Raw genomic sequence first — 26998 nt, forward strand, 5'->3', positions numbered from 1 at the left:
CCAACAGCGTGCTGTCACCCATTTGGACCAGACACGTAGAGGGGCACGGGCATGAGCCAGCAGACCGATGCAGTGGAGGCGGACCGGGAGCTCAAAAAGAAGCACCGGGCCATGTGGGCGTCAGGGGACTACCCGGCCCTCGCGGACGAGATGCTCCTGGAACTGGGCGCCGTCCTGGTGGAGGCCACGGGCATTAGGCCGCGCCAGCGGGTGCTGGACGTGGCGGCGGGAACGGGCAACGCCGCCATTCCGGCCGCGATGATGGGCGCCAAAGTGGTTGCCAGCGACCTCACCCCGGAGCTTTTCGAGGCAGGGCGGCGGGAAGCCGCGAACCGCGGTGTCACCTTGGACTGGCAGGAAGGTGACGCGGAAGCCCTGCCTTTCGGTGATGCGGAGTTCGACGCCGTGATGTCCTGCATCGGGGTGATGTTCGCACCGCACCACCAGGCGGCCGCGGACGAACTGGTTCGGGTCTGTAAACCTGGCGGCTCCCTGGGGCTGCTGTGCTGGACGCCGGAAGGATTTATTGGCCAGATGTTTGCGGTCATGAAGCCTTTCGCGCCGCCGCCCCCGCCCGGTGCGCAGCCTGCCCCGTTGTGGGGGAGCGAGGACCATGTCCGCGAACTGCTGGGGGACAGGATCACTGATGTCCGCACCCGCAAGCAGAACCTGGCCGTCAAAAGCTTCCACCAGCCCGCGGACTTCGTGAGGTATTTCAAGTCCCACTACGGCCCCATCATTTCGGTGTATAAGTCGCTCGCCGAGGATCAGGACAGGGTCAAGGCGCTGGACAAGGCCCTCACCGATTTGGCTGACTCCTTTGGCGACGCCCACGGCGACGTCCCGTTCCAGATGGAATGGGAATACCTGCTCTTCACGGCAAAGAAGGCCTGACCCATGGCCGGGAACCACGTGGCAGTCTCCGTCACCACCATCAACGCCAATCCCATGCGCGTGTGGGAGGTGATCACGGACCCGGCGGCCGTGAAGGAGTTCATGTTCGGGGCCGTCCTGGAGACGGACTGGAAGGTGGACAGTCCCATCACGTGGCAGGGCGAATGGGACGGGAAGACGTACCAGGACAAAGGCCGGATCCTTAAGGTCGAACCGGGCCGGAAGCTGGTCCACACCCACTTCAGCCCACTGTCCGGCCAGGAGGATAAGCCCGAGAACTACCACAAGCTCGAATGGACTTTCGAGGATCTGGGCGGCGCCACCCGCCTGTCGCTGGCACAGGACAACAACCCCACCGAGGACGCCGCCGCGCACTCCAAGGGCATGTGGGACAAGCTCCTGGCGGACGTGAAGGCGCTCGCCGAACGAACCCAACGCCCCTCCCCTCCCAACTGACTCGCATTTGTTGTCGTTTTGAAGGGTCAAAACGACAACAAATGCGACCTACTTGGGTGAGGCGCGCTGAAGGTGGGCCCGGCGTTTAAAGCCAAGCGGCCGCCCTCGGACGTTCCCATTTAGGGAAGCCCGACGGCGGCCGCCGGCTTTGTGGCTTGGGGCAGCGTTGCTGCTACTCGGCGTCGTGGTCCGTTTCCAGAATCTGCACCAACCGGTCCAGCGCGTCGTCTGCGCCGGCACCTTCGGCGCGGAGGACCACCACGTCACCGTGCGAGGCACCCAGGCTCATGAGGGACAGGATGCTGGCAGCGTCCATGGCTTCGTCAGCCGGTTCGCCTTCGCGGGCGATGGTGATGTCCAGGTCGAACTCTCCGGCTGCCTCGGCAAATATGGCGGCCGGGCGGGCGTGCAGGCCCACGCGGCTGGCGACGGTTGCTGTGCGTTCTGGCATTTTTGCTCCTTTGTCTTTCGGCGTGCTGAGGGTTCAGCGGCCGGTGAGGTGTGTGGCTAGGCCGGCTCAGACGGTTGCGGGAACCGGTTCCACCGTATCAACGGTCTTCTTGACTGCCCAGCGCTTGAGGCCCACGACCGCCAGCGCACTGACTATGGTGCCGGCGATGATCGAGACGACGAACATCAGCAGGTTGCCGATGGCGAAGAAGACGAAGATGCCGCCGTGCGGGGCCTGGGAGGTCACGTTGAAGGCCATGGTGAGTGCGCCGGTAAGGGCGCCGCCCAGCATGGAGGCGGGGATGACGCGCAGCGGATCGGCCGCGGCGAACGGGATGGCGCCTTCGGAGATGAAGGATGCGCCCAGCAGCCAGGCTGCCTTGCCGTTCTCGCGTTCGGCCAGGCTGAACAGCTTCTTGTCCAGGACCGTGGCCAGTGCCATGGCCAGCGGCGGAACCATGCCCGCTGCCATCACCGTCGCCATAATCTGCCACGGGGCCTGGTTGGTGGCGCTGCCGGCGCTCAGGCCGGCAACGGCGAACGCGTAGGCCACCTTGTTGACGGGGCCGCCCAGGTCGAAGCACATCATGAGGCCAAGGATGATTCCAAGGACGACGGCGGAAGCACCGGTCATGCCGGACAGCCAGTTGTTGAGCGCCGTGGTGAGTCCGGCGATGGGTCCACCGAGGACCAGGAACATCAGGCCGGAGGCCACGATCGAGGCGAGCAGGGGGATGATGACTACGGGCATCAGGCCGCGCAGCCAGCGGGGAACCTGCCAGGTTCCGATCAGGTGGGCGACGTAGCCGGCCAGCAGGCCGCCCACGATGCCGCCCAGGAAGCCTGCACCCATGAATCCGGACACGGCACCCGCAACGAAGCCGGGGGCGATGCCGGGCCGGTCAGCGATGGCGTACGCGATGTAGCCTGCCAGCGCGGGGACCAGGAAGCCCATGGAGAGCGCGCCGATCTTGAAGGCTACGGCGCCCAGGTAGATGGGCAGGCCGCCCTCGGGCAGGTTGCCGAAGTTGTTCTGCACCACCACCTTGTCAGCGACGCCGGTGATGTCGTAGCCGCCCAGGAGGAAGCCCAGCGCAATCAGCAGGCCTCCGCCGGCAACGAACGGAATCATGTAGCTGACGCCGGTGAGCAGGGCCTTCTTGAGCTTCTGTCCGATGTGCTCGCCCTTTTCCTCAGCCTCGTGCTCGGCCTGTTCCTCGGCACCGAAGTGGGGGACGCGGTGGGCGTGGGGGTTTTCTGCCGCGGCGAGTGCTTCCTGGACCATCTTGTCCGGCTCGTCGATGCCGCGCTTGACCGGAGCGTTGATGACCGGCTTGCCGGCGAAGCGCTCCTTGCCGCGCACATCCACGTCCACGGCGAAAATCACGGCGTCAGCTGCTGCGATGACAGCGGGGTCCAATGCCTTGGCCCCGGAGGAGCCCTGGGTTTCCACCTGCAGGTCGACGCCCATTTCCTTGGCAGCTGCCACCAGCGAGTCGGCCGCCATGTAGGTGTGGGCGATGCCGGTGGGGCAGGCGGTCACGGCGACGAGGCGCTTGGGACGGGCAGGGGTTGAGCCTGTGGCAGTGTTGCCGGCGCTTGCGCCTGCAGAGGCTGAAGAACCTGCTGCACTGGCACCTGCCGCTGCGCCAACGCTCGCACCGACCGGAACGGCGTCAACCGGGGCGGCTGCGGCGTGTGCGGCTGGCTTGTCGGCCAGGGCGCCTTCCACGAGCTCCACGATTTCTGCCTGCGAGGAGGCGTTGCGCAGGGCCGCGGTGAAGTCCTTCTTGATGAGGGAGCGGGCCAGCTTGGAGAGCAGCTTCAGGTGCTCCTGGTCCGCGCCGTCCGGAGCGGCGATGAAGAACACCAGGTCAGCCGGGCCGTCCTTGGCACCGAAGTCAACCTTCGGGTCCAGGCGTGCCATGGCCAGGGTGGGCACCGTGACGGCGGCGGAGCGGCAATGCGGGATGGCGATGCCGCCGGGGATGCCGGTGGCGGTCTTCTGTTCGCGTGCGAAGGCGTCGGCGAAGAGTCCTTCAACTTCCGACGCGCGTCCGGTGGCAGCTACCTTGCTTGCCAGATGCCGGATCACCGTCTCGGGGGCGTTGCCCAGGTTCTGGTCGAGCTCGACCAGGTCCGTGGTGATGAGCTGGGTCACTGTCAATCCTTTCGAAGGGCCGTGATGGTTACGGCATCCGGGGTGGTTTGGTCTGCTGCCGGAACAGTGGATCCGGGCAGCGAGGCAGCGGCGGCACCATGGGCCACCGCCTGACGAAGGCAGTCGGCGGGGGCGGCGCCCCGGCCGTGGGCAAGCAGGTAGCCGGCAAGTGCGGAGTCGCCCGCACCTACCGTGCTGACCGCGGCGACCGGCGGGTGCGTGGCCAGCCACGCGCCGTCGGCCGTTACGAGGACAGCTCCCTTGGAACCGAGAGTTGCCAGCACAGCACCTACGCCGGAACGTACGACGGCGGCTGCAGCGGCGGCGGCAGCCGCCGGGTCCGCTTCCAGCTCGTCACCGGATGCCGGGGCAAAACCGGCGGCTGCGGCCAGTTCCGCCAGTTCCTCGGCGTTGGGCTTGAGGAGGTCCGGTTTCCCGGAACCCGTGGTTGTTCCGCTGGTGCCTGTGCCGTCGTCGGGGGTTCCGGCGTCGGTGAGGGCAGCGGCGAGGGGCGTCCCGGAGGAGTCGACGGCGATCAGCGGCGCATTGCCGTTGCCCGCCTCCCGGATCCGACGGGCCACCGTTGCGTAGAAGTTGTCCGGGAATCCGGGCGGCAGCGAGCCGGCCAGGACTACCCAGCTGGCGCCACGGGAGCTTTCCAGCAGCAGCTTGATGAGGGCTTCCTGCTGGTCCGCGGCAAGGACGGGCCCGGGTTCGTTGATCTTTGTGGTCACGCCGCCGGGCTCGGTGAGCGCCACGTTGGTGCGCAGCGGCTCGTCGATGGGAAGGGATATGAAGGGGACTGCACTTTCGCGCAGGCCGGCCAGGACGGGATCGCTGTCCGCGCCTGGCAGGACGGCCAGGGATTCGAGTCCGGATGCCACCAGGGCGCGGGAGACGTTGACGCCCTTGCCGCCGGACTCCTGGCGGACGGAGACGGCGCGCTGTACTTCGCCGCGTGCCAGGGGGCCGGGGAGGGCCACCGTGCGGTCGAGGCTTGGATTGGCCGTGAAGGTGACGATCATGCGATCACCACATCGACGCCGGCCTCTTCCAGGGCGGCCGCGAGTTCAGGTCCGGGTTCACTGTCTGTGATCAAGGTGTCCAGATCTTTCAGGGAGGCGAACTGGACCAGGGTTTCCGTGTCCAGCTTGGAGGAGTCGGCCAGCACCACAATGCGGCGGGCCGACTGGACGAAGGCTGCCTTGACGGCTGCTTCTTCAGGATCGGGAGTGCTGACGCCAAAGGTGGCATGGATGCCGTTGGTGCCGATGAACGCGATGTCCGGGCGGATCCGGGCAGCGGCGTTCACCGTCGCCTGGCCCACGGCCACCTGGGTAAGTCCGCGGACCCGGCCGCCCAGGATCTGCAGGGCGACTCCGGGGACGTTGGAGAGCTTGCTGGCGATGGGCACAGCGTGGGTGATAACCACTAGTTCGTGCTGCGGCCCGGTTCCGTCGGAAGGTTCGACGGCGGTGCGCCGCGCCAGCAGGTCCGCCAGCACTTCGGTGGTGGTGCCGCCGTCCATGAGGACGCTGGCCGGCGAGTTCCGGGGGATCAGTGTGAGGGCGGCCTGGGCGATCCGAACCTTTTGGTCCGGCCGCTGGATGGCCCGCTCGGTGACGCTTTCCTCGGTGGTGCTGAAGCGGTCTGCCGCCACCGCTCCACCGTGGACGCGCCGTACGGTGCCGGCGTTCTCCAGAGCGGCAAGGTCACGGCGGATGGTTTCCGTAGTGATGCTGAAGCGCTCAGCGAGCAGGGTCACGCTGACCCGGCCGTTGCCGGCCACAAGCTCGGCAATCTTTTGCTGGCGCTCCTCGGCGAACACGTACCCTCCGTTGCGTAGTGGCTGTCGTGACTTGGATCACTCTGATGTTGAGTTACTTGACTTTATCTTTGCTTGTGTTGGTTTGTCAATGGAAACCAACATGAAACAAGATGCGGATGTGGGAGGGGCTGGAGTTCCTCTCCCCGGTTCCAGGCTTGGGAGGACGCCAGGGCCTGCGGGTCTGGACCCGGCACCAGGGCCGGGGCGCGAAAAAGCCGGGCCGGACGCATATGGTCCAGCCCGGCTCTTCGGGTTACTTGGGGCCGTTCCCGGGGTTCCCGGAACCCCGTCCCCGGTACCGCTGACGGTTAGAGTCCGCCGTCACGGCTTTCGTGGCGGGTGATCCGCTCCCCGGTGTTTGGATCTATGACGGAGCGGGACTCGCTTACGCGGCGGCTGCGTCCGGGTGAGGCGAGGATAAGGGAAGCGATCAGCCCGATGACGCCCACGGCCATGAGGATGTAGCCCACCAGCTGCTGGTCCACGAAGGGGATCAGGCCGGGAGCCACGGCCCAGGCGAGGATGGCGCCAAGGGCGATGAGGAAGATTGACGAGCCGATTCTCATGACTTGCTCCTTATAGCCGCGTCCTGCGCGGCGCTGGTAGGGCGTTACGGAAGGGTGGTGCGTCACTGCCAAAAGCTAAGCCTGCTGTCTGTCAGGCGTCAGGCTACCTTCCGGGGATTCGTGATTCAATCACCGCGCCGTTAGGGCGGGCATGTCTCGTAGGCTGTTCCGGTGGAAACAGTTGTGTGGTCCAAGCCCGAAGGCCAGCGCTCCGGCACTCCCTTGCTGGTGATGATGCACGGGTACGGCACGGACGAGGCACGGATGGTGCGCCTTTTCGACTACCTGCCGCAGGAGTTCACCTGCGCCGCCCTCCGTGCTCCTATGCCAATCGGCGACCACTGGGGCTGGTTCCTGCTGGACTACTTCCTGGCAAATGACTTCGCCGACGTGATTTCCGCAGCGAACTCCGTGCGGGCGTGGATCAGTTCCGTCAGGGACCAGCACAGCAGTGTCACGCTTATGGGCTATTCCCAGGGCATGGCCATGGCAACCACGCTCCTGCGGCTGCATCCGGAGGACTACACGGCTGTTGTGGGGTTGTCCGGCTTCGTCCTCAAGAACGAGCTCCTCTCGGTCATGGACTCCTTTGAAGTGAAGCCGCCGTTCTTTTGGGGGCGGGACAAGGCTGATCTGGTGATTAACGAGGACGCCATCGCGTACACAGCCGAGTGGCTGGAACAGAACACGCTGCTGACGACCCGGACCTACCCGGGGATGGGGCACGCCATGTCAAAGACGGAGATGGTGGATGTCAGCGCTTTCCTCCGCCATTACGTACTGGGCTAACTGTGTATCCGCTCCAGTGGAGGGTAAGAAAAAACAGTTGCCAGCGAAATTTGCAAGCGCTTACACTCGTCTACGGCCATGATCGGTCCTGCAGTGGGCGGACAAGGAAGTGATGCTGCGCGCACGCCGCGCAGCAGAACCTCCTTCAGGCTGCCCGGCGGGGCCGGCTGTCCACAAACCGAGAGGACACCGCACCGCCGATGACACAAGAAACTGCAGCTGATACCGCCGCCTGGACCGGCGCCAAAGCAATCCTGTTCGACCTGGACGGGGTGCTGACGCCCACAGCCAGCGTGCATGAGCGGGCCTGGCAGGAACTTTTCGATGGCTACCTCGCCTCACAGCCAGGTGTTTCCGGTTACCGGGAAAGCGACTACTTCGACCACATCGACGGCAAACCGCGCTTTGACGGGGTACGTGACTTCCTCGCCTCACGCGGGATCACGCTGCCGGAGGGCCCGTTGGAGGACGATCCCGCCCACGACACTGTCCATGGCCTGGGCAACCGGAAGAACGCGGTCTTCAATGACATCGTGAGCGCCGGCGTCGAACCGTTCGAAGGCTCTGTCCGCTTCCTCCAAGCCGCACTGGAGCGCGGACTCGAGGTCGCCGTCGTCTCTTCCTCCCGCAATGCCCCTGCCGTACTGAAGGCCGCCGGACTCAGCCGGCACTTCGCCGTCGTGGTGGACGGGGTGGTGGCCGCGGAGCAGGGCCTGCCCGGCAAACCAAGCCCGGCCACCTACGAATACGCCGCCAAGCTGCTGGACCTGTCCAGTTCCGAGTGCGTGGTGGTGGAAGACGCCGTGTCCGGCGTGCAGGCAGGACATGCCGGGTCCTTCCACTCCGTTATCGGGGTGGACCGGGGTGCAGGGCGGCTGACGCTCCTGGACGCCGGTGCCACCCTGGTGGTTAGCGATCTCCAGGAACTTATCCCCTAAACCTCCGTTGCCTCCCCGGGCAACCCCGCTGCTTCCCCGGCAGCACCAATCCCAGTACCGCACTTCCCCCCCAATACTCCATGCCGGCCCCGCCGGCAGCACAGCAAGGCCAAAAGGACCCCGACCATGGCACTGATTACCGAGGACCGCGAGCGGTTCCCCGATACCCCCTGGCAGCTCGTCGAAACCCGGTACCAGACCGACGGCGCCGGAACGCTTGAGACCCTGTTTGCGCTGGGTAACGGGCACCTGGGCATCCGGGGTGCGCATTGTGCCGCGGCCGATGCCGAACTGCCGGGCAGCTTCATCAATGGGTTCCACGAAATCTGGGACATCAAGCACGCCGAGAATGCGTTTGGCTTCGCCCGGACCGGGCAGCGCATCCTCTACATTCCTGACGCCAACAACTTCACGGTGGTGGTGGACGGGGAAAGCCTCAGCCTGGCGGAGTCCGAGGTGCTGGACTACCGGCGGACCGTGGACTTCTGCACTGGAATCTATGAATGCCGCATCACCTGGCAATGCCGGTCCGGCGCTATGGTGACCACCACGGAGCGGCGGGCCGTGGGATTCGAGTCCCGTGGCGGCCTGGGCATTTCGCTGGAGGTGGCAACGAACCGGCAGGTTTCCCTGGATGTCACCTCGTCCGTGATCAACCGCCAGGACCAGCCGGTGGAAGACCACTCCGTGCACGATCCCCGCCGCGCCGGACGCCACGCGGGGCGCGTGCTGCTGCCCTTGCGGCTCGACGGCGGCGACGGCTCCTTGCGCCTGTCATGGGAGGCTGCGGAGTCCAAGCAGCGCGTGGGCATTGCCGTGGACCACTGGACGTCACCCGGGCACCAGCCGTTCGAGACACTGGTGGACCAGGACGACAGCAGCGTCCGGTACGTCCTTGCGGTGGATGCTGATGAGCCGTTCCGGCTGGAGAAGAGCGTTAGCTACGCCGCCGGCCGGACTATGCAGGACCCGGAGATCGATGCAGCCGCGGTGGCGGAAGGAACGTTGCGGCCGGTGGGTGACATCTTTGCCGAGAGCGAGGCGCACTTTCGCAGCTACTGGGCCACCTCGGACATTCTGGTGGAGGGCGGCCGGCCCGGGCTGCAGCAGGCCATCCGGTGGAACCTGTTCCAGTTGGCCCAGGCCACCGCGCGTGCCGATGTTGCCGGCATCCCCGCCAAGGGCGTGACCGGATCGGGCTACGAGGGGCACTACTTCTGGGACCAGGAGGTGTACCTGCTGCCCTACCTTACGTACACCAATCCCGACGGCGCCCGGCAGGTCCTGGAGTTCCGCCACAGCATGCTTCCCGAAGCCAGGATCCGCGCCAAGGAGCTGAGCGTGGACGGTGCGCTGTTCCCGTGGCGCACCATCAACGGGCTCGAAGCCAGCGCTTACTACGCTGCCGGCACCGCGCAGTTCCACATCGCCGCAGCCATCGCCTTCGCCACCAACAGGTACCTCTGGGCAACCGGTGACACCGCCTTCCGGGATGGGATGGGCGCCGAGCTGCTGATCGAGACCGCCAGGATGTGGATCTCCCTTGGCTTCTTCGGGAAGGACGGGCTCTTCCATATCCACGGCGTGACCGGCCCTGATGAGTACACCGCCGTGGTCAACGACAACCTGTACACAAACGTCATGGCCCGCTTCAACCTTCGCGCGGCCGCTGCCCTTGAGCACGCCGGCATCACCCTGGAGGAGCGCCAGCTGTGGGAGGCTGCGGCCAGCCGGATGAACCTGCCGTTCGACGAACGCATGCAGGTGCACTCGCAGGACAACGACTTCATGACCCTGGAGGCCTGGGACTGGACCACTCCGCGGTCCAAGTACCCGTTGCTGCTGCACTTCCACCCTCTGGTCATCTACCGCCACCAGGTGCTGAAGCAGGCGGACACGGTCCTGGCCATGTTCCTGCAGTGGCAGGACTTCACGGCCCAGGAAAAGCACCGTGCCTTCGACTTCTACGATCCGCTCACCACCGGCGACTCCACGCTGTCCGCCTGCGTGCAGGGGATCATGGCGGCGGAGGTGGGCTATTCGAAGGAAGCGCTGGAGCACTTCACCAACGCCGCGTTCATCGACCTGGACGACACCCACGGCAACACCATCGACGGCGTGCACATCGCCTCCACCGGGGGAGTGTGGAGTTCGCTGGTGTGCGGGTTCGCCGGCATGCGCGACCAGGGCCCGGTGCCGTACTTCGATCCACGCCTGCCCGCCGAATGGGACGGGTTGGCCTTCCACCTGAAGATCCGCGGCCGCCTGCTGCTGGTCCAGCTTGCCGCCGGTTCCATCACGCTCACGGTGCAGGAGGGTGAGCCGCTGGAGGTAGATGTCCGCGGCCAGCACTTCACGGTGGGCGGTACGCCTATGCAGGTGCCGCTTGAACCGGCCGTGGAGCCGGAGCCAACGGTCTTTCCCAGCGGACTGCCGACGGCGAGCATCCCGGTGGTGCGCGGCAACAGCTGACGCAGGGCTGCTAGCCCGCCAGGAGGGTGGCGGCTTCCTGGCGGGTGGTGCCGGAGTCCTGGATGCCGTCGGCGATGTGGGCGAGTTCGGCGGGGATGTCGCGGCCTTTTTTGCGCATGGCGGTGGCCCAGAGGCGGCCGGCGCGGTAGGAGGAGCGGACCAGGGGTCCGGACATGACGCCGAGGAAGCCGATTTCTTCGGCTTCGTGCTGGAGGTCGACGAATTCCTGGGGTTTGACCCAGCGGTCCACGGGCAGGTGCCGTTCACTGGGGCGCAGGTACTGGGTGATGGTGATCAGGTCGCACCCTGCTGCGTGGAGGTCGCGGAGGGCTTCGGAGATTTCCTCGCGGGTTTCGCCCATGCCCAGGATGAGGTTGGACTTGGTGACCATCCCATGGGCCCGGCCCTGGGTGATGACGTCCAGGGAGCGGTCGTAGCGGAACGCGGGCCGGATCCGTTTGAAGATCCGGGGCACGGTTTCGACGTTGTGGGCGAAGACTTCGGGTTTGGACTCGCAGATCGCTTTGATGTGCTCGGGGTTGCCGGAGAAGTCGGGGATGAGCAGTTCGACGCCGGTGCCGGGGTTCAGTTCGTGGATCTTGCGGACGGTTTCGGCGTAGAGCCACACGCCTTCGTCTTCGAGGTCGTCGCGGGCCACGCCGGTGACGGTGGCGTAGCGGAGCTGCATGGACTGGACGGAGCGGGCCACCTTGGTGGGTTCGAACCGGTCCAGGGGTGAGGGTTTGCCGGTGTCGATCTGGCAGAAGTCGCAGCGGCGGGTGCATTCGGAACCGCCGATCAGGAAGGTGGCTTCCTTGTCTTCCCAGCATTCGAAGATGTTGGGGCAGCCGGCTTCCTCGCAGACGGTGTGCAGGCCTTCCTTTTTCACCAGATTCTTCAGCCCGACGAACTCCGGGCCCATTTGGACCTTGGCCTTGATCCATTCCGGTTTGCGCTCCACCGGGACCGCAGCATTGCGCTGCTCGATCCGCAGCATCTTCCGGCCTTCAGGTGCCAAAGTCATGATCGTTTTCCTTTGTTTGCTTGGGGGATCGGAGGTGCGCCGGGTGTCAGCATTCGACGACGTTGACGGCGAGGCCGCCCATGGCGGTTTCCTTGTATTTGGAGGACATGTCTTTGCCGGTTTCGCGCATGGTGATGATGACTTCGTCGAGGGAGACCCGGTGGGTGCCGTCACCCCAGAGCGCCATTTTCGCGGCGTTGATCGCTTTGGCGGCGGCGATCGCGTTCCGTTCGATGCAGGGGACCTGGACCAGCCCGCCGATCGGGTCGCACGTCAGGCCCAGGTTGTGTTCCATCGCGATCTCGGCCGCGTTTTCCACCTGCGCGGGGGTGCCGCCCATGACCTCCGCCAGGCCGGCCGCGGCCATTGAGGACGCGGACCCGACCTCGCCCTGGCAGCCGACCTCGGCCCCGGAGATCGAGGCCTGTTCCTTGTACAGCACCCCGACGGCGCCGGCGGCGAGCAGGAACCGCACCACCACATCCTCCCGGTCTTCCTTCGTGGCCTTATCCATCCCGGGGGCGAAGTGCAGCGCGTAGTACAGCACCGCGGGGATGATCCCGGCCGCCCCGTTCGTGGGCGCGGTGACCACCCGGCCGCCCGAGGCATTCTCCTCGTTCACCGCCAACGCCACCAAGTTAACCCACTCCTGCCAATACCGTGGATCGTGGAAGTCCCAGTCCTGGAAATCCAGATCCTGGTTGTCCTCACCGGGGCGCGCGCATTCCTTCTTCAGCCGGTCGTACCAGTCCGGGGCGCGGCGGCGGACCTTCAACCCGCCCGGCAGCACCCCCTCCCGCTTCAGCGAGGTCTGGACACAGTCGGCCATGACGGACCAGATGTGCAGCAAACCGGTCCGGATCTCTTCCTCGGAACGGGCGGCTTTTTCGTTGACCAGCATCACGTCCGCGATGCCCAGCCCGGTGTTCCGGCAGTGCTCCAGCAGCTCCGCGGCGGTCCGGAACGGCAACGGCAACTCCTGTTTGGACGCGTCCAGTTCCTGCTGCGCGGCGTCCTCCTCACCCTCGCGGACGATGAACCCGCCACCGACCGAGAAGAACGTCGCCGCATGCAGCACCTCCCCGGCCCCATCAGACACGGTGAACGTCATCCCGTTCGTGTGCCGGGGCAGCACCGTCAACGGCCGGAGCACCATATCCTTCACCCCGTACCGCAGCGGCACGGCACCGGCCAGGTTCAGGGTCCCGGTCTCCGCGATCGAGGCCAGCCGCTCCTCCACCTCCACGGGCAGGATCAACTCAGGATGAAACCCCTCCAACCCCAACAACACCGCGGTCATCGTCCCGTGCCCATGCCCCGTCGCCGCCAGCGAACCATACAAATCCACCCGCAACGACGCCACGTCAGCCAGGACCCCAAGGCTTTTGAGCTCCTCCGCAAACACAGCAGCAGCCCGCATCGGCCCCACCGTATGAGACGACGACGGACCAATCCCGATCGAAAAAAGATCAAAAACGCCAACAGCCATGACGGGGATTCCTAACTAAAACAGTGGTTGGGGTGGTGGGCCGGTGACCGAATTCCTCCGCGTGCCCGGGGCCCACGCCGTCCGGGTTCCCTGGCCGAGCTTGCGAGGTTAGGGGGACGGTGGGGAGCACGTCTCCGGAATTCGCCCAGTCGTCAAGGCCGCCCACCTAGACGGACCCCGCGAGCGTGGAGCCGGACTTTTCGAAAGCCTGCGTCAAAGCGAGGAACGAGCAGCAGGCGTGAAAATGTCCGGTCCGCCGACGCGGACGCAACCAGGGTGAAGCACTCAGGCGAGGTTGGTGATTGACGGGTAGAGCGGGTGCGCTGCAGCCAGGGCCTCGACGCGGTGACGCAGGCTGGAAAGGTCCGCGTCGGCGTCGGCGATCAATGCCTCGGCGATGATGTCCGCAACCTCGCGGAAGGCGTCCTCTCCGAAGCCACGGGTGGCCAAGGCAGGGGTGCCGATGCGAAGGCCCGAGGTGACCATCGGGGGACGCGGGTCGAACGGCACGGCGTTGCGGTTGACGGTGATGTCGATCGCGGCGAGCCGGTCTTCTGCCTGCTGCCCGTCGAGTTCGCAGTTGCGCAGGTCAACCAGGACCAGGTGCACGTCGGTGCCGCCGGACACCACACTGATGCCCTTTGCGGTGACGTCCGGCTGGACGAGGCGCTCGGCCAGGATCCGGGCACCGGCAAGGACGCGCTCCTGCCGCTCCTTGAACTCGGGGGACGCTGCGATCTTGAAGGCCACGGCCTTGCCGGCAATGACGTGCTCAAGTGGGCCGCCCTGCTGGCCGGGGAACACAGCCGAGTTGATCTTCTTGGCGATGTCGGCGTCATTGGAGAGGATGATGCCGCCACGCGGACCGGCGAGGGTCTTGTGCGTGGTGGAGGTAACCACGTGGGCGTGCGGGACCGGGCTCGGGTGCAGTCCGGCTGCCACCAGGCCGGCGAAGTGTGCCATATCCACCATGAGGTAGGCACCCACGAGGTCGGCGATCCGGCGGAACTCCGCGAAGTCCAGCTGGCGGGCGTAGGCCGACCAGCCGGCAACGATGAGCTGCGGCTTGGTTTCCAGCGCAAGCCGCTCCACCTCTGCCATGTCAATGGTGTGGGTGTCCTTGCGGACCTGGTACGGAACCACGTTGTAGAGCTTGCCGGAGAAGTTGATCCGCATGCCGTGGGTCAGGTGGCCGCCGTGGGCCAGGTTCAGGCCCATGATGGTGTCGCCGGGCTTGATCAGCGCGTGCATCACCGAGGCATTGGCCTGGGCCCCGGAGTGCGGCTGGACGTTGGCGTAGCCAGCACCGAACAGGGCCTTCACCCGGTCGATCGCCAGCTGCTCGATGACGTCCACGTGCTCGCAGCCGCCGTAGTAGCGCTTGCCCGGGTAGCCCTCGGCGTATTTGTTGGTCAGCACGGAACCCTGGGCCTGCATCACGGCCACGGCGGTGTGGTTTTCCGAAGCGATCATCTCCAGGCCATCGCGCTGGCGGACCAGTTCGTCGTCGATCTTGGCTGCGACCTCCGGGTCCAACGCGGAAAGGCCCGCGTTGAGGCTCGGGGAGACTACCTGCTCGAACACTGCGGTGTCAGCGGCCGCGCTCACAGTTCGCCGCCGTTTGCTTCGGCGTATTCCTCTGCGGACAACAGCGGGCCCTCTTCGGTGACGGTGACCTTGAAGAGCCAGCCGGCGCCGTACGGGTCGTTGTTGATCACGGCGGGGTCGCTGACGACGTCGTCGTTGACTTCCGTGACCTCGCCCGTAACGGGGGAGTACAGGTCTGAAACGGACTTGGTGGACTCGATCTCGCCGCAGGTCTCACCTGCGGTCACCGTGGAGCCAACCTCGGGCAGGTCCACGTAGACAATGTCGCCCAGTGCTTCGGCGGCAACAGCGGACACACCAACCACGGACGGGCCGGAGCCGTCAGCGGCGATCCATTCGTGCTCGGCGGAGTACTTCAGTTCAGCGGCAACTTTAGCCATGGTGTTTTTCCTTAAGTTTGGTGTTCAAGAGTGGGAAGCGCCGGAGCTACTTTTGGCGCTTGTAGAACGGCAGGGCAACAACTTCGAAGGGCTCGGCTTTTCCACGGAGGTCCACGTCCAGCGCGGTGCCCAGCCCGGCGTGCTCGACGTCGACGTAGGCAAGCGCAACAGGGTAGCCAAGGCTCGGGCTGGGCTGGCCGGAGGTCACTTCGCCCACCACGTTGCCGTCCTTGAGGACCGGGTAGCCACCCCGGCCGGCGCGCCGGCCGAGGCCCTTCAGGCCGACGAGCTTGCGCTTGGAACCGGACTCTTTGGCTGCCTCAAGTGCGGCCCGGCCGATGAAGTCGCCTTCCTTGGACTTGAGCGCAACTACGGGGCCAAGGCCGGCGTCGAACGGTGAACGCTCAAGCGACAGCTCGTTGCCGTACAGCGGCATGCCGGCCTCAAGGCGGAGTGAGTCGCGCGATGCGAGGCCGCACGAAATGATGCCAAACTCTTCGCCGGCCTGGGCCACGGACTCCCACAGGGAAGCGGCGCCTTCATTCGGCAGGAAGAGCTCAAAGCCGTCTTCGCCGGTGTAGCCGGTGCGGGCCAGGATGACGTCCTGTCCTGCGATGGTCAGCTCGTTGAAGGCGTAGTACTTCAGGTCGGTGACCAGGGCGTGCTGGGATTCATCCGTGAGCTTGAGCAGGATGGCCTCGGCCTTGGGTCCCTGGACTGCGACGAGGGAGGTGGCCGCCGAAGCGTCCTCCACCTTCACATCGAAGTTGGCTGCCCGCTCGGCGAGCGCAGCCGCCACGGTGGGGGCGTTGCCGGCGTTGGGCACCACCAGGTACTTTTCGTCGCCAAAACGGTAGGTGATGAGGTCGTCGATGATGCCGCCGTCCTCGTTGCAGATCAGCGAGTACTTGGCCTTGCCATCCGCGATGGCGGACAACTTGCCCACCAGGGCGTAGTCCAGGAAAGCGCCGGCTTCGGGGCCGGTGACCCAGACTTCGCCCATGTGGGAGAGGTCGAACAGGCCCGCGGCTTTGCGGACGGCGTGGTGCTCGGCCAGTTCAGAGCCGTACTTGAGCGGCATCTGCCAGCCACCGAAGTCGGTGAAGGAGGCGCCCAGTTTCTTGTGCTCTTCATAAAGAGCCGTGTAGTTCTCAGTCATGGGGAATCCTTAGTTTTCGAACTCGGACAGCGGCGGGCAGGAGCAGATCAGGTTCCGGTCTCCACCGGCGCCGTCGATGCGCCCCACCGGCGGGAAGTACTTGTCCTGCTTGAGGTGGTGGACGGGGAAGGCAGCCTGCTCGCGCGGGTAGGCGCGGTCCCAGTTGGAGTTGACGACGGCGGACGCGGTGTGGGGTGCGTTGCGCAGCGGTGAGTCCTGGACAGTGAAGTCGCCGTTGGCCACCTGGTCGATTTCCTTGCGGATGGTGATCATGGCCTCGATGAAGCGGTCGATCTCGGCCAGGTCCTCGGACTCGGTCGGCTCCACCATCAGGGTGCCGGCGACCGGGAAGGCCAAGGTGGGGGCGTGGAAGCCGAAGTCGATGAGGCGCTTGGCGACGTCCTCCGCGGTGACGCCCGTCTTGGCGGTGAGCTCGCGCAGGTCCAGGATGCATTCGTGCGCAACGAGTCCGCCTTCACCGGTGTAGAGAACCGGGAAGTACTCGTTCAAACGAACGGCAACGTAGTTGGCTGCGAGCAAGGCTGCCTTGGTGGCCTCGGTCAGGCCCTCGCCGCCCATGAGCTTCACGTAGGCCCAGGAGATCGGCAGGACACCCGCGGACCCGAAGTTGGAGGCGCTGATGGCCACGCCGTGCCCTTCCTGGTGCGCTGCCTTATTGGCATCGCCGGGCATGAAGGGCGCCAAGTGCGCCTTGGCTGCAACCGGACCGACGCCGGGTCCGCCGCCGCCGTGGGGGATGCAGAAGGTCTTGTGCAGGTTCAGGTGGGACACATCGCCGCCGAACTTGCCGGGCTGGGCCAGGCCCACAAGGGCGTTCAGGTTGGCACCGTCAACGTAGACCTGGCCGCCGGCCGCGTGGACAGCCTCGCAGATCTCGGTCACGTCCGCGTCGTAGACGCCGTGGGTGGACGGGTAGGTGATCATGATCGCCGAGAGGACGTCCTTGTTCGCCTCGATCTTCGCGTACAGGTCCTCGTGGTCGATCGTGCCGTCGGCGGCCGTGGCAACGACGACGACCTTCATGCCGGCCAGGACGGCGGAGGCGGCGTTGGTGCCGTGGGCGGAGGCGGGGATCAGGCAGACGTTGCGCTGGGTGTCGCCGTTGGCACGGTGGTAGCCGCGGATGGCCAGCAAGCCGGCGAGCTCGCCCTGGGACCCGGCGTTGGGCTGGAGGGACACCTGGTCGTAGCCGGTGATTTCCGCCAGGTCGGCTTCCAAGCCGCTGATCAGTTCGCGCCAGCCTTCGGTCTGGGAGTCCGGGGCGAACGGGTGGATGGAGGCGAACTCGGGCCAGGAGATGGCTTCCATCTCGGCGGTCGCGTTCAGCTTCATGGTGCACGAGCCCAGCGGAATCATGGTGCGGTCCAGCGCCAGGTCGCGGTCTGAGAGCTTACGGATGTAGCGCAGCAGCTGCGTCTCGGACCGGTGGGTGTTGAACACCGGGTGCTGCATGTACTCGGAGGTCCGGAGTACCTCTGCGGGGAGGTCGAAGCCCTCGGCGTCCACCACCGGGCCGGCACCAAAGGCGACGGCGATCGCGGACAGGATTTCCGGCGTCGTGGTTTCATCCGTGGAGACACCGATGGTGTCGGCGTCGATGTAGCGCAGGTTGATGCCGCGCGCTTCAGCTGCGGTGATGACCTTTGCGGCCTTGCCGGGAACTGAGACGGTGACAGTGTCGAAGAACGTCTCGGTGGCCAGTTCCCGTCCGGCGGCCTTGAGGGTGGTGGCGAGGACGCGGGCGTTGTTGTGGACGCGCTCGGCGATGGCCTTCAGGCCGTCCGGGCCGTGGTAGACGGCGTAGAAGGAGGACACGATGGCCAGCAGCGCCTGCGCCGTGCAGATGTTGGACGTGGCCTTCTCGCGGCGGATGTGCTGCTCGCGGGTCTGCAGCGCCAGGCGGTAGGCCGGGAGGCCGGCGTCGTCCTTGGAAACACCCACCAGGCGGCCGGGCATGGAACGCTCCAGGCCCTTGGCCACGGCCATGTAGGCGGCGTGCGGGCCGCCGAAGAACAGCGGCACCCCGAAACGCTGGGTGGAGCCGACGGCGATGTCGGCACCCTGCTCGCCCGGAGGGGTGATCAGGGTCAGGGCCAGCAGGTCAGCGGCCACCGTCACCAGCGCGCCGCGCTCCTTCGCTTCGGCGATGACGCCGGCGTGGTTGAAGACGCGGCCGGAGACGCCGGGCTGCTGGAGCACGATCCCGTTGATCGCGCCTTCAGGGAGTCCCTTGGACAGGTCGGCGACCTCCACCTCGAAGCCGAGCGCCTCGGCGCGGCCCTTGACGATGGCGATGGTCTGCGGCAGGACGTCGGCGTCCAGCACGGTCTTGCCGTCGCGGGCGCCAGCGTTTTGGCCGCTGGCCTTATTGGCCCTGCGCATCATCAGTACGGCTTCGGCCACGGCGGTGGCTTCATCCAGCAGCGAGGCGTTGGCGATGGGCAGGCCCACCAGGTCCTGGACCATGGTCTGGAAGTTCAGCAGCGCCTCCAGCCGGCCCTGGGAAATTTCGGGCTGGTACGGCGTGTAGGAGGTGTACCAGGCAGGGGCTTCCAGGATGTTCCGTCGGATGACGGCAGGGGTGATGGTGTCGTAGTAGCCCTGGCCGATCATCTGCACGGCAGTCTTGTTCTTGGCGGCGAGCCTGCGCAGTTCCGCAAGCACCTCAACCTCGCTCAGGGCGCCCTTGAGCGCGAGCGGCTTGGACTGGCGGATCGAACTGGGGACAGCGATGTCCACCAGGCCGTCAACGCTGTCATAGCCAACGGCCTTGAGCATGGTGTCGACGTCAGCCTGGCGGCGTGCACCAATGTGCCGGTCCGCAAAGACAGACGGTTGGGATTGAATCGTCATGAGGAACTCCAGGTTTGGCCGGCCACGGGTGGCTCGGCATGGATCGGGTCCCTCCCCGCTCTGTATTGGACCTGAGAGATTCCGCAAACCCAGCCAGGGCCTGCTTGCACCGTCGGTGAGCGCTGCCGGAGCAGCACTGCTTTCCAGAGTCGCCTCGCCGTGACGGTACATGGGCCTGAGAGATTCCTGGGGAGGATTTGCTCCTACGGCGCCTGCCCGGTGATGGCCGGGAGAACTCTCCCGCCACAGCTCGAAAGGCTTATTGAAATATGGGTGATTCGGCTCACAAGTTACAGGATGGCGCCCCCGGAGAGCAAATCGGTCCGCCATGCAGCGCGCTGGCAAGTACAGGTGCGTTACGCGGCGACCGTAATGCCGGGCTTGACTTTTGTTCGTGACGGACGCCACACTGAACCCCGTGATCCGGCCGGGCAGCGGAACTGGCCCAAAGAACGCTGGGCGCTCCGTCGCCGGCTGTGATTACCGGAGGCCCCGAAATGCACCGTGCGGCTTGAAGTCCACAGCGGATGCACTCCGATAACTGAACACTGATTTACCAATTAACGCTTTTGACCTGCGGCGGGAGAGCCCTGCCGGTACGTTCAGCAGGCGCCGTAGGAGCAAACCCTCCCCAGGAAACTCTCAGGCCCACGTACCGCCGCGGTGAGGCAACTCTGGAAAGCAGCCAGGCCCTGTCCTGGCTCACCGACGGTGCAAGCACGCCATCCCGGCGCGTGGAAACTCTCAGGTCCCAGACAGAGCGGGGAGGAAATCCAATCTTTGCGACACCCCGGGTGCCGCTCGAACGATGGAGTTCCTCAATGACGACCCACTCCCCGACGTCCCCCGGAAGCGGAGCCCCGCACCTGGAGCGGCAGCTCAGCAACCGCCACATCCAACTGATCGCCATTGGCGGCGCAATCGGCACCGGCCTGTTCATGGGTTCCGGAAAGACCATTTCGGCAGCCGGCCCCTCGGTGATCTTCGTGTACATGATCATCGGCTTCATGCTGTTCTTCGTTATGCGTGCCATGGGCGAACTGCTGCTCAGCAACCTCAACTACAAGTCGTTCAGCGATTTCGCCGCAGACCTGCTGGGCCCCTGGGCCGGCTTCTTTACGGGCTGGACCTATTGGTTCTGCTGGGTCATCACCGGCATCGCTGATGTCATTGCCATCGCGGGCTACTCCCGTGAACTGTGGCCCGGGGTGCCCCTGTGGATCCCCGGCTTGGCCACCGTGGCCATCCTGCTCCTGCTGAACCTCACCACCGTCAAGGCCTTTGGCGAGACGGAGTTCTGGTTCGCTCTGATCAAGATCATTGCCATTGCAGCTCTGATCATTGTTGGCCTGTTCATGATCTTCACCGGTTTCCAGTCCGACGCCGGCCCTGCCACCTTCACCAACCTGTGGAGCCACGGCGGATTCTTCCCGAACGAGTTCATGGGCTTCGTGGCCGGCTTCCAGATCGCAGTCTTCGCCTTCGTGGGCATCGAACTGGTGGGCACCACCGCGGCCGAGGCCAAGAACCCTGAGCGGAACCTGCCCAAGGCCATCAACTCCATCCCCATCCGCGTGCTGCTCTTCTATGTAGGTGCCCTCATCATCCTGATGGCTGTCACCCCCTGGACCGAGTTCAGGGCAGGCCACAGCCCGTTCATCGCCATGTTCTCCCTGGCGGGCCTGGGTGCCGCCGCCACCGTGGTCAACCTCGTGGTGCTGAGCTCCGCAATGTCCTCCGCGAACTCCGGCATCTACTCAACCTCACGCATGGTCTTCGGCCTTGCACAGGAAGGCGACGCTCCGGACGTCTTTGGCAAACTGTCCCGGCGGAAGGTGCCCCAGAACGCACTGTTCCTCTCCTGCGTGCTGCTGCTGTCCGGCGTCGTCCTCATGTATGCGGGCCAGGACGTGGGCAAGGCCTTCGACATGGTGACCACTGTGTCCGCTGTCTGCTTTGTCTTTGTCTGGTCGATCATCCTGGCCAGCTACATCGCCTTCCGCCGCCGCCGGCCGCACCTGCACGACGCATCGAAGTTCAAGATGCCCGGCGGTATTGCCATGGTCTGGGTGGTCTTCGCCTTCTTCGGCTTCGTGATCTGGACCCTCACCACCCAGCCAGACACCCTGGTGGCCCTGCTGGTCACCCCGGTCTGGTTCATCCTGCTGGGCGCCGCATGGTTCGTCCTCCGCCGCCGGCCCGCACACCAGGCCCGTTTTGCCACGTTCCAGGCTGAACTGCAGGCAGACCAGGACTTCGCCGACGCCGCATCCGGCAAGGCTTCCCGTCCGGGTGCCGCCGCAGAAGTGGGGGAAGAGCGGGTCAAGCGGTGATCGGCACGGAAACCCGCACATCGCAGGCGGGCACGGCCGCGGCCGGACAGCGCCAGGCCATGGTTCCCGAAACCGGCAAGGAATTCGTGCTGACCTTCCATTGCCCGGATGCCCTTGGCATTGTCCAGGCGGTGGCGGCATACCTGCTGGAGCAGGAATGCTACATCGTGGACATCAAGCAGTTTGGCGACAGGGCAAGCGGCCGGTTTTTCATGCGCGTCCACGTCACCTCGCAGGTAGAGATGGAACTCGACCGCCTCCGCTCCGGTTTTGAGCAAGTGGCCCGGGAGTGGCGGATGGACTGGCGCCTGGAACGGCATGGCCGCAAGCAGCCCATCCTGGTGATGGTGTCCAAGTACGACCACTGCCTCAACGACCTCCTGTTCCGTGCCCGCAGTGGCGAGTTGCCCGTCCGAATTGCCGCCGTGGTGTCCAACCACCCGGACCTGGAACCCCTTGCCGCCTGGCACGGTGTTCCGTTCCATCACATTCCCGTGACCCCGGATACCAAGGCGGATGCTGAAGAGCGCCTGCTGGAGCTGGTAGACCACTACGCCGTGGAACTGGTGGTGCTGGCCCGCTACATGCAGGTACTCAGCGATGAAGCCACTACCCGACTCAGTGGCAAGGCCATCAACATCCACCACTCGTTCCTGCCCAGCTTCAAGGGTGCAAAGCCCTACCACCAGGCGTACGAGCGCGGCGTCAAAACGGTGGGCGCGACTGCTCACTACGTCAACTCGGAGCTGGACGAGGGACCCATCATCTCTCAGCAGGTGATCGAGGTGGACCATACGTATTCCGCCTCTGACCTGGTCACCGTTGGCCGCGACGCTGAATGCAAGGCACTTACCAATGCGGTGCGCTGGCATGCTGAAGGACGAATCGTTTTGTCCGGCAACCGGACGGTCATTCTGCGCTGATTGCCGGCCCATCCATGCGGCCGGCGCCGCATCCCATCCGGTGACGGGACGGGCGCCGGCCGTTGAACCACTACATCTGAAGACAGCCTTTCGAGCTGTGGCGGGAGAGTTCTCCCGGCCATCACCGGGCAGGCGCCGTAGGAGCAAATCCTCCCCAGGAATCTCTCAGGCCCATGTACCGTCACGGCGAGGCGACTCTGGAAAGCAGCGCTGCTCCGGCAGCGCTCACCGACGGTGCAAGCAGGCCCCGGCTGGGTTTGCGGAATCTCTCAGGTCCAATACAGAGCGGGGAGGGACCCGATCCATGCCGAGCCACCCGTGGCCGGCCAAACCTGGAGTTCCTCATGACGACTCAATCCCTTACGGCACCATCCCATGCATCAGTGCCTGCCGACCAGCCCACCGGCGGTTTCAGGCGGGAGCTGCCGGTCCAGATTCAAATCATTCCCGCTGAGGGCATTGCCGCCCGCGTCCAGGCCCACGTACCTGCCGGGACGGCGCTGACGGTGTCCTGCTTGCCCCGCGAAGGTGTAGGGGCAAGCATTCGCACAGCCATCGAGCTTGCCTACCTCGGCTTTGAGGTTGTTCCGCACCTGGCCGCACGAAGCATCGAAAGCCGGGCGCAGCTGGCCGGTGTAGTCCGGAACTGCCACGATGCCGGTATTGCCGAGGTTTTCGCCGTCGGTGGTGACGCAGGGGAACCGGCCGGGCCCTACGACAGCAGTCTTCGGCTGCTGGAAGACCTCGCGGAACTGTCCGGTGGCCGGATCCGGGCCGGCGTGGCGGGCTACCCGGAAGGACATCCGAGCCAAACTGAACTGCACATGCTTGATGCGTTGCTGGAGAAGCAGCATCTGGCCTCGCGGGTGGTGACACAGCTGTGCTTCTCGGCTCCCCGCATCCAGTGGTACGCCGAAACGCTGCGCCGGGAAGGTGTGCGGCTGCCTGTGTGGGCAGGGGTATCCGGCGCCTTTCCCCGGGCGCAGCTGATTCGGGCCGCCCTGAAAATTGGCGTGGGCCCATCCCTGAAACTCCTGAACCGGCGTGGCCCCCTGGGCCGCCGCCTGCTCAAAGGCGGTCTTTACTCGCCCACGACGATCCTGACCCAACTGGAGGACGGCGGAGTGGTGGAGGGTGCCCACGTTTTCACCTTCAATAATCTGGCGGACGCCAGCTAACGGGCGGTTGCCAGGAGGGCAGAGGTACGGGACGCGGGAAGTTAAGCATGCTTAGTGTTTATCCACATAGGATGGAAAGTGCACGGCAGCTAACCCGCTGCAGGTCGATTGAATGAAGGTGACCATGGCCCGGCGCAGCAATCCCGCATTACGCATCGCACAGGAAACCGCCCACAATGCGATGTTTGACGCTGACGGCAAGCCCAAGCCCGGCGTTCACAACATGCTCCTGAAGGCAGTACAGATCCAGCGGCCCCTGGTGGTTGCCTACATCCGGCGGCTCCAGAAGAAGCATCCCCGTGCCACCGCCGCGCAACTGGCAGACATTGCAGAGCGCGACTACTTGCGTGCCGTCGCCGGAGGGGGCGCACTGGTGGGCGCAACCGCCGTCGTTCCCGGGGTTGGAACAGTGGCGTCGCTGGGACTCTCAGCCGCTGCCACCGTAGGCTTCCTGGAGGCAACAGCGCTTTACGCAACCTCGCTGGCCGAACTTCACGGCATCCGCCTCACCAACCCGGAAAAGGCCGGCACCATGGTCATGGCCATCATGCTCGGCGAGGAGGGTACCGCCCTGCTGGGAACGCTGAGTGGCCAGGCCTCCGGCAGCGGCAACAGCGCCGCCAATAATTGGGGCAATGTGCTCTCCAAGTCAATGGTGGGTCCGGGCTTCGGCAGTGTCCGCAAGAGAATCCAGCACGCCTTCCTAAAGAACCTGCTCAAGCGGCAGGGTACCGCCCTGTTCGGCAGGGCGCTCCCGTTCGGCATAGGGGCCGTTGTGGGTGGAGCCGGTAACCTCGTGATGGGCCGTGCGGTGGCCAAGAATGCCCGTGAGGCGTTCGGGCCGATGCCGGACACCATTCCCGGGGAGCTGACCGCAGCTGCCGGACCGGACCACCTGACGCTGGAAGGCAACATACTTGGATCTCAACGCTGACGTAGGCCAATCATTCGGCTCCTGGACGGCAGGAGGCGACCCGGCCATGTTCCAGCTGATCACCAGTGCCAACGTGGCCTGCGGCCTGCACGCGGGCGGCCCCGTCACCATGCTGGACAGCTGCCGCGCAGCATACGAACTCGACGTCACCGTGGGGGCGCACCTCGGCTACCGCGACCTGGCGGGCTATGGCCAGCGCGCGCTGGGGATGGGCTTCGACGAGCTGTTCGGCGACGTGCTGTACCAATTGGGGGCGCTCGACGGCGTCGCGCATGCCGTGGGTGCCTCCGTGGACTACGTGAAAGCACACGGAGCGCTGTACGACGCTTTGATTTCCGACGCCGAACAGGCCTCCGCCGTGGTTGCCGCGGTTAATGCCTATGACCCCGGCCTTCCCATCCTGGGCTTCCCGGGCTCCGAGCTGCTGAAGCAGGCAAAAGAGGCAGGGCACCCGGTGTTCATCGAGGCCTTCGCGGACCGCGCGTACCTGGCCGACGGCAGCTTGGTGCCGCTTTCCGACGAGGACGCGGTCCTGCACGACGTTGATGTGGTAGTTGAGCGCGCTGTTCGACTGGCAACGCAAGGGGAAGTGGTGGCCGTGGACGGGACGCCGGTCAAGGTCCGGCCGGACTCCCTGCGCCTCCAGGGCGGCAGTCCAGGCGCAGTGGAATTGGCGGCCCGTATTCGTGCTGGGCTTGAGGCCGCAGGCGTGGAGCTTGAGGCCTTCGCGTAGAGGGATGTCCGGCCGAACTCCCTGGCCCTGCCGAACCGTTCATACATTGCTCCAGCCCCATGGACTGTTGCCCGAACCCTTGAATTACGTCATCCGGATGGTATGAGCGGGGTTGCGAGGAGCTCGGCCCAGAGGGGATCGTCCGGCGACAGGTCATCGGCGTCTATGAAGTTGTCATCGTCTGGTTCGCATAGCGGGAGGTCTTCGGGCCCCGCCTCGAGACAGCGGATATTGATACAGGGGACATCGATACACCAGGCATCCTGACAATTGGCGTTCGTACATCTGGCGTCCTTACATCTGGCGTCGAGGCCCGGGATGTCCGAGGACTGCAGTTCGGTGGGCATCAGCCATTGCGGCCAGTGTGTGGGTTCTGGGTGGGGGTGTTCGGGTTTGTAGTGGCGGCCGGTGGGTGAGGTCCAGCCGGGTGATTCGTTGTTGGTGGCCGGGTCTGGTGTCCATTGGGTGTGGTGTTTGAGCCGGTGGTGTTTGGGGCAGAGTTGTGCCAGGTTGCTGGTGCCGGTGGTTCCGCCGTATTCCCAGGCCTGGAGGTGGTCGGTTTCGTTGTCCGGGGTGCGGTTGGTGCAGCCGGGGAAGGTGCATTTGCCGTCGCGCATCCTGATCCAGCGTTTGATGGTTTCGGTGAGCCGGTAGTTCTTCCGGCCGATCTCCAAGGGTGCCCCGTCGCTCGGGTCGACCAGGACGCGGTAGAAGGAGTCCGCGCCGTCGGCGACGAGTTTGCGGGCCGTGGATGCCGGGATGGGTCCGAGCCCGTCGAGCATGGCGGGCTCATCCGTGAGTCCGAGCAGGGAGAACACCGGCACCGTGACCAGGACGTCGGCCCGCGGGGTGGGGACCTTGTCGATCTCCGTGCCGGGCCGGGAACCCGCGCTCGTGGAGGCGCCATTGCTGAGGAGCAGGGATGCTGCGATGTCGGGGCGGAGTTGGGTGATGGTGCGTGGTTCGTTGGGGCCCTGGAGGCCGCGGGCGGTGGCGGTGGTGCGGTTCCAGATGGCGCAGGCGGTATCGCCGGGGAGGTAGAGCGAGACCCAGGCCATCCCGTCCCGGTCCGGGGTGTATTCCATCCGCCGGTCCGCCACCCCTTTGGCGTGGCGTTTCTGAAGTGTCTCGGGGTGGTGGCGTTCGCGCCAGGCACGGACTTTGGCCCGGAAGCGGGAGGGGACGAGTTCGCCAGGGGCTGCGCCGCGGGCGGGGTGGGGTGCGTCGGGGTCGAAGAAGTGCGCCACCAGCGCGGCAGCGCCGGCCGCGTCGAGGCCCTCGGTTTCGTCCGCGACGATGCGGGCGTGCTGCCAGGACATGGCCCCGGTGGACAGGGCCTGGAAGACGGGCGGGAGGGAGCAGATCTTCCGGGACTGTTCCACCAGAGCACCGGCGGCGGCGGAGCTGACGGTCAGGACCCCCGCGATCTCTTCCACCACGGACATCTCGGCGTAGGTGCGGTCCTGGATGGACGCGTCAGGGGGAGTCATGGCCTGCTGGAACCCGATCGCCTCGGCTGCATCCCGCGCCTTCATGGCGGCAAGCTGCGCTTCCAGGCGGGCCGTCAGTTCGAGCCGTTCCAGCCGGATCTCGTACCGCCGCTGCAGCACATCGACACCCGGACCAATAACAACGCCGGAACCGAGAGCAGCGCCCGAACCAACAGCAACCCCGGAGGCCAGGAACGCATCCTCCCGCTCCAGCGCACTTATGGCATCCAGCGCACCAAGGGCAGTGAGCGCATCAAGGGCGGCCACAGAGGCATGAACACCCTCCAAAGCCACCCCGACACCACAGCCGATTCCCATA

At 65.6% G+C, this 26998-nt stretch carries 22 protein-coding genes and 3 riboswitches; of the genes, 10 read left to right on the forward strand and 12 right to left on the reverse strand.

Annotated features, from left to right (window positions below; genetic code table 11):
• Positions 1 to 51: 51 nt before the first annotated feature.
• Together ACETK3_RS16965 and ACETK3_RS16970 are read left to right on the forward strand one after the other, a co-directional pair.
• On the forward strand, positions 52 to 894 hold the full coding sequence (locus tag ACETK3_RS16965) for a class I SAM-dependent methyltransferase (RefSeq protein WP_236800769.1): 843 nt from the start codon (positions 52 to 54) through the stop codon (positions 892 to 894).
• Positions 895 to 897: 3 nt separating this feature from the next.
• On the forward strand, positions 898 to 1350 hold the full coding sequence (locus ACETK3_RS16970; RefSeq protein WP_237429672.1) for an SRPBCC domain-containing protein: 453 nt from the start codon (positions 898 to 900) through the stop codon (positions 1348 to 1350).
• A gap of 172 nt (positions 1351 to 1522) precedes the next feature.
• Here the strand turns inward: ACETK3_RS16970 and ACETK3_RS16975 are convergent, their stop codons facing one another.
• From ACETK3_RS16975 to ACETK3_RS16995, 5 genes are all read right to left on the reverse strand, one after another.
• Positions 1523 to 1801, reverse strand: a complete 279-nt coding sequence (locus ACETK3_RS16975; protein WP_142131405.1) for an HPr family phosphocarrier protein — start codon at positions 1799 to 1801, stop codon at positions 1523 to 1525.
• Positions 1802 to 1867: 66 nt separating this feature from the next.
• On the reverse strand, positions 1868 to 3961 hold the full coding sequence (locus ACETK3_RS16980; RefSeq protein ID WP_373993237.1) for a fructose-specific PTS transporter subunit EIIC: 2094 nt from the start codon (positions 3959 to 3961) through the stop codon (positions 1868 to 1870).
• Between the two features lie 2 nt (positions 3962 to 3963).
• Positions 3964 to 4986 (reverse strand): 1-phosphofructokinase family hexose kinase, encoded by a 1023-nt coding sequence (locus tag ACETK3_RS16985; protein ID WP_236800772.1) that lies wholly within the window; start codon positions 4984 to 4986, stop codon positions 3964 to 3966.
• A complete protein-coding gene (locus tag ACETK3_RS16990; RefSeq protein WP_236821119.1) occupies positions 4983 to 5789 on the reverse strand; it encodes a DeoR/GlpR family DNA-binding transcription regulator in 807 nt (268 codons plus the stop codon). The genes ACETK3_RS16985 and ACETK3_RS16990 overlap by 4 nt, the downstream gene beginning before the upstream one ends.
• 308 nt (positions 5790 to 6097) lie before the next feature.
• Positions 6098 to 6355, reverse strand: coding sequence for a DUF6458 family protein (locus ACETK3_RS16995; protein ID WP_236800775.1), 258 nt, complete (start codon positions 6353 to 6355; stop codon positions 6098 to 6100).
• Positions 6356 to 6526: 171 nt separating this feature from the next.
• Here ACETK3_RS16995 and ACETK3_RS17000 point away from each other — a divergent pair, with 171 nt between their 5' ends.
• The 3 genes from ACETK3_RS17000 to ACETK3_RS17010 all read left to right on the forward strand — a co-directional run bounded on the left by ACETK3_RS17000 (position 6527) and on the right by ACETK3_RS17010 (position 10554).
• Positions 6527 to 7144: an alpha/beta hydrolase gene (locus tag ACETK3_RS17000; protein ID WP_373993238.1), complete on the forward strand. Its 618-nt coding sequence runs from the start codon at positions 6527 to 6529 to the stop codon at positions 7142 to 7144.
• 200 nt (positions 7145 to 7344) lie between these two features.
• On the forward strand, positions 7345 to 8082 hold the full coding sequence (locus ACETK3_RS17005) for an HAD family hydrolase (protein ID WP_373993239.1): 738 nt from the start codon (positions 7345 to 7347) through the stop codon (positions 8080 to 8082).
• Between the two features lie 126 nt (positions 8083 to 8208).
• Positions 8209 to 10554, forward strand: a complete 2346-nt coding sequence (locus tag ACETK3_RS17010) for a glycoside hydrolase family 65 protein (RefSeq protein WP_373993240.1) — start codon at positions 8209 to 8211, stop codon at positions 10552 to 10554.
• A 10-nt stretch (positions 10555 to 10564) separates the two neighbouring features.
• Here the strand turns inward: ACETK3_RS17010 and lipA are convergent, their stop codons facing one another.
• The 6 genes from lipA to gcvP all read right to left on the reverse strand — a co-directional run bounded on the left by lipA (position 10565) and on the right by gcvP (position 19088).
• The gene (gene lipA, locus ACETK3_RS17015; protein ID WP_236821122.1) at positions 10565 to 11578 is read right to left on the reverse strand and encodes a lipoyl synthase; all 1014 of its coding nucleotides are present in this window, start codon (positions 11576 to 11578) and stop codon (positions 10565 to 10567) included.
• Between the two features lie 46 nt (positions 11579 to 11624).
• Positions 11625 to 13067, reverse strand: coding sequence for an L-serine ammonia-lyase (locus tag ACETK3_RS17020; protein WP_373993241.1), 1443 nt, complete (start codon positions 13065 to 13067; stop codon positions 11625 to 11627).
• Positions 13068 to 13352: 285 nt separating this feature from the next.
• Positions 13353 to 14675 carry a serine hydroxymethyltransferase gene (gene glyA / locus ACETK3_RS17025; RefSeq protein WP_373993242.1) on the reverse strand — a complete coding sequence of 441 codons (1323 nt, stop codon included), beginning with the start codon at positions 14673 to 14675 and terminating at the stop codon, positions 13353 to 13355.
• On the reverse strand, positions 14672 to 15055 hold the full coding sequence (gene gcvH, locus ACETK3_RS17030; RefSeq protein ID WP_141158408.1) for a glycine cleavage system protein GcvH: 384 nt from the start codon (positions 15053 to 15055) through the stop codon (positions 14672 to 14674). The genes glyA and gcvH overlap by 4 nt, the downstream gene beginning before the upstream one ends.
• Positions 15056 to 15101: 46 nt before the next feature.
• Positions 15102 to 16214, reverse strand: a complete 1113-nt coding sequence (gcvT, locus tag ACETK3_RS17035; RefSeq protein ID WP_373993243.1) for a glycine cleavage system aminomethyltransferase GcvT — start codon at positions 16212 to 16214, stop codon at positions 15102 to 15104.
• Between the two features lie 9 nt (positions 16215 to 16223).
• Entirely contained in the window at positions 16224 to 19088 is a 2865-nt protein-coding gene (gene gcvP, locus ACETK3_RS17040; protein WP_373993244.1) for an aminomethyl-transferring glycine dehydrogenase, read from the reverse strand.
• Positions 19089 to 19241: 153 nt separating this feature from the next.
• Positions 19242 to 19341: riboswitch (glycine riboswitch) on the reverse strand.
• Between the two features lie 317 nt (positions 19342 to 19658).
• Positions 19659 to 19756: riboswitch (glycine riboswitch) on the forward strand.
• A gap of 153 nt (positions 19757 to 19909) precedes the next feature.
• Between gcvP and cycA the strand changes: the two genes are divergently transcribed.
• The 5 genes from cycA (at position 19910) to ACETK3_RS17065 (ending at position 25189) form a co-directional block, all read left to right on the forward strand.
• The gene (gene cycA / locus ACETK3_RS17045) at positions 19910 to 21421 is read left to right on the forward strand and encodes a D-serine/D-alanine/glycine transporter (RefSeq protein ID WP_236821126.1); all 1512 of its coding nucleotides are present in this window, start codon (positions 19910 to 19912) and stop codon (positions 21419 to 21421) included.
• Positions 21418 to 22344, forward strand: coding sequence for a formyltetrahydrofolate deformylase (gene purU / locus ACETK3_RS17050; protein WP_373993245.1), 927 nt, complete (start codon positions 21418 to 21420; stop codon positions 22342 to 22344). Before cycA ends, purU begins: the two co-directional genes overlap by 4 nt.
• A gap of 91 nt (positions 22345 to 22435) precedes the next feature.
• Positions 22436 to 22535: riboswitch (glycine riboswitch) on the forward strand.
• Between the two features lie 153 nt (positions 22536 to 22688).
• Entirely contained in the window at positions 22689 to 23522 is an 834-nt protein-coding gene (locus ACETK3_RS17055; RefSeq protein ID WP_373993246.1) for a methylenetetrahydrofolate reductase, read from the forward strand.
• A 124-nt stretch (positions 23523 to 23646) separates the two neighbouring features.
• Positions 23647 to 24456 (forward strand): hypothetical protein, encoded by an 810-nt coding sequence (locus ACETK3_RS17060; protein ID WP_236802756.1) that lies wholly within the window; start codon positions 23647 to 23649, stop codon positions 24454 to 24456.
• On the forward strand, positions 24440 to 25189 hold the full coding sequence (locus ACETK3_RS17065; RefSeq protein WP_373993247.1) for a LamB/YcsF family protein: 750 nt from the start codon (positions 24440 to 24442) through the stop codon (positions 25187 to 25189). Before ACETK3_RS17060 ends, ACETK3_RS17065 begins: the two co-directional genes overlap by 17 nt.
• A gap of 89 nt (positions 25190 to 25278) precedes the next feature.
• Here the strand turns inward: ACETK3_RS17065 and ACETK3_RS17070 are convergent, their stop codons facing one another.
• A complete protein-coding gene (locus ACETK3_RS17070) occupies positions 25279 to 26997 on the reverse strand; it encodes an HNH endonuclease (protein WP_373993248.1) in 1719 nt (572 codons plus the stop codon).
• Position 26998: the final 1 nt, after the last annotated feature.

The organism is Arthrobacter sp. E44 (assembly GCF_041877125.1).
GTDB lineage: Bacteria > Actinomycetota > Actinomycetes > Actinomycetales > Micrococcaceae > Arthrobacter.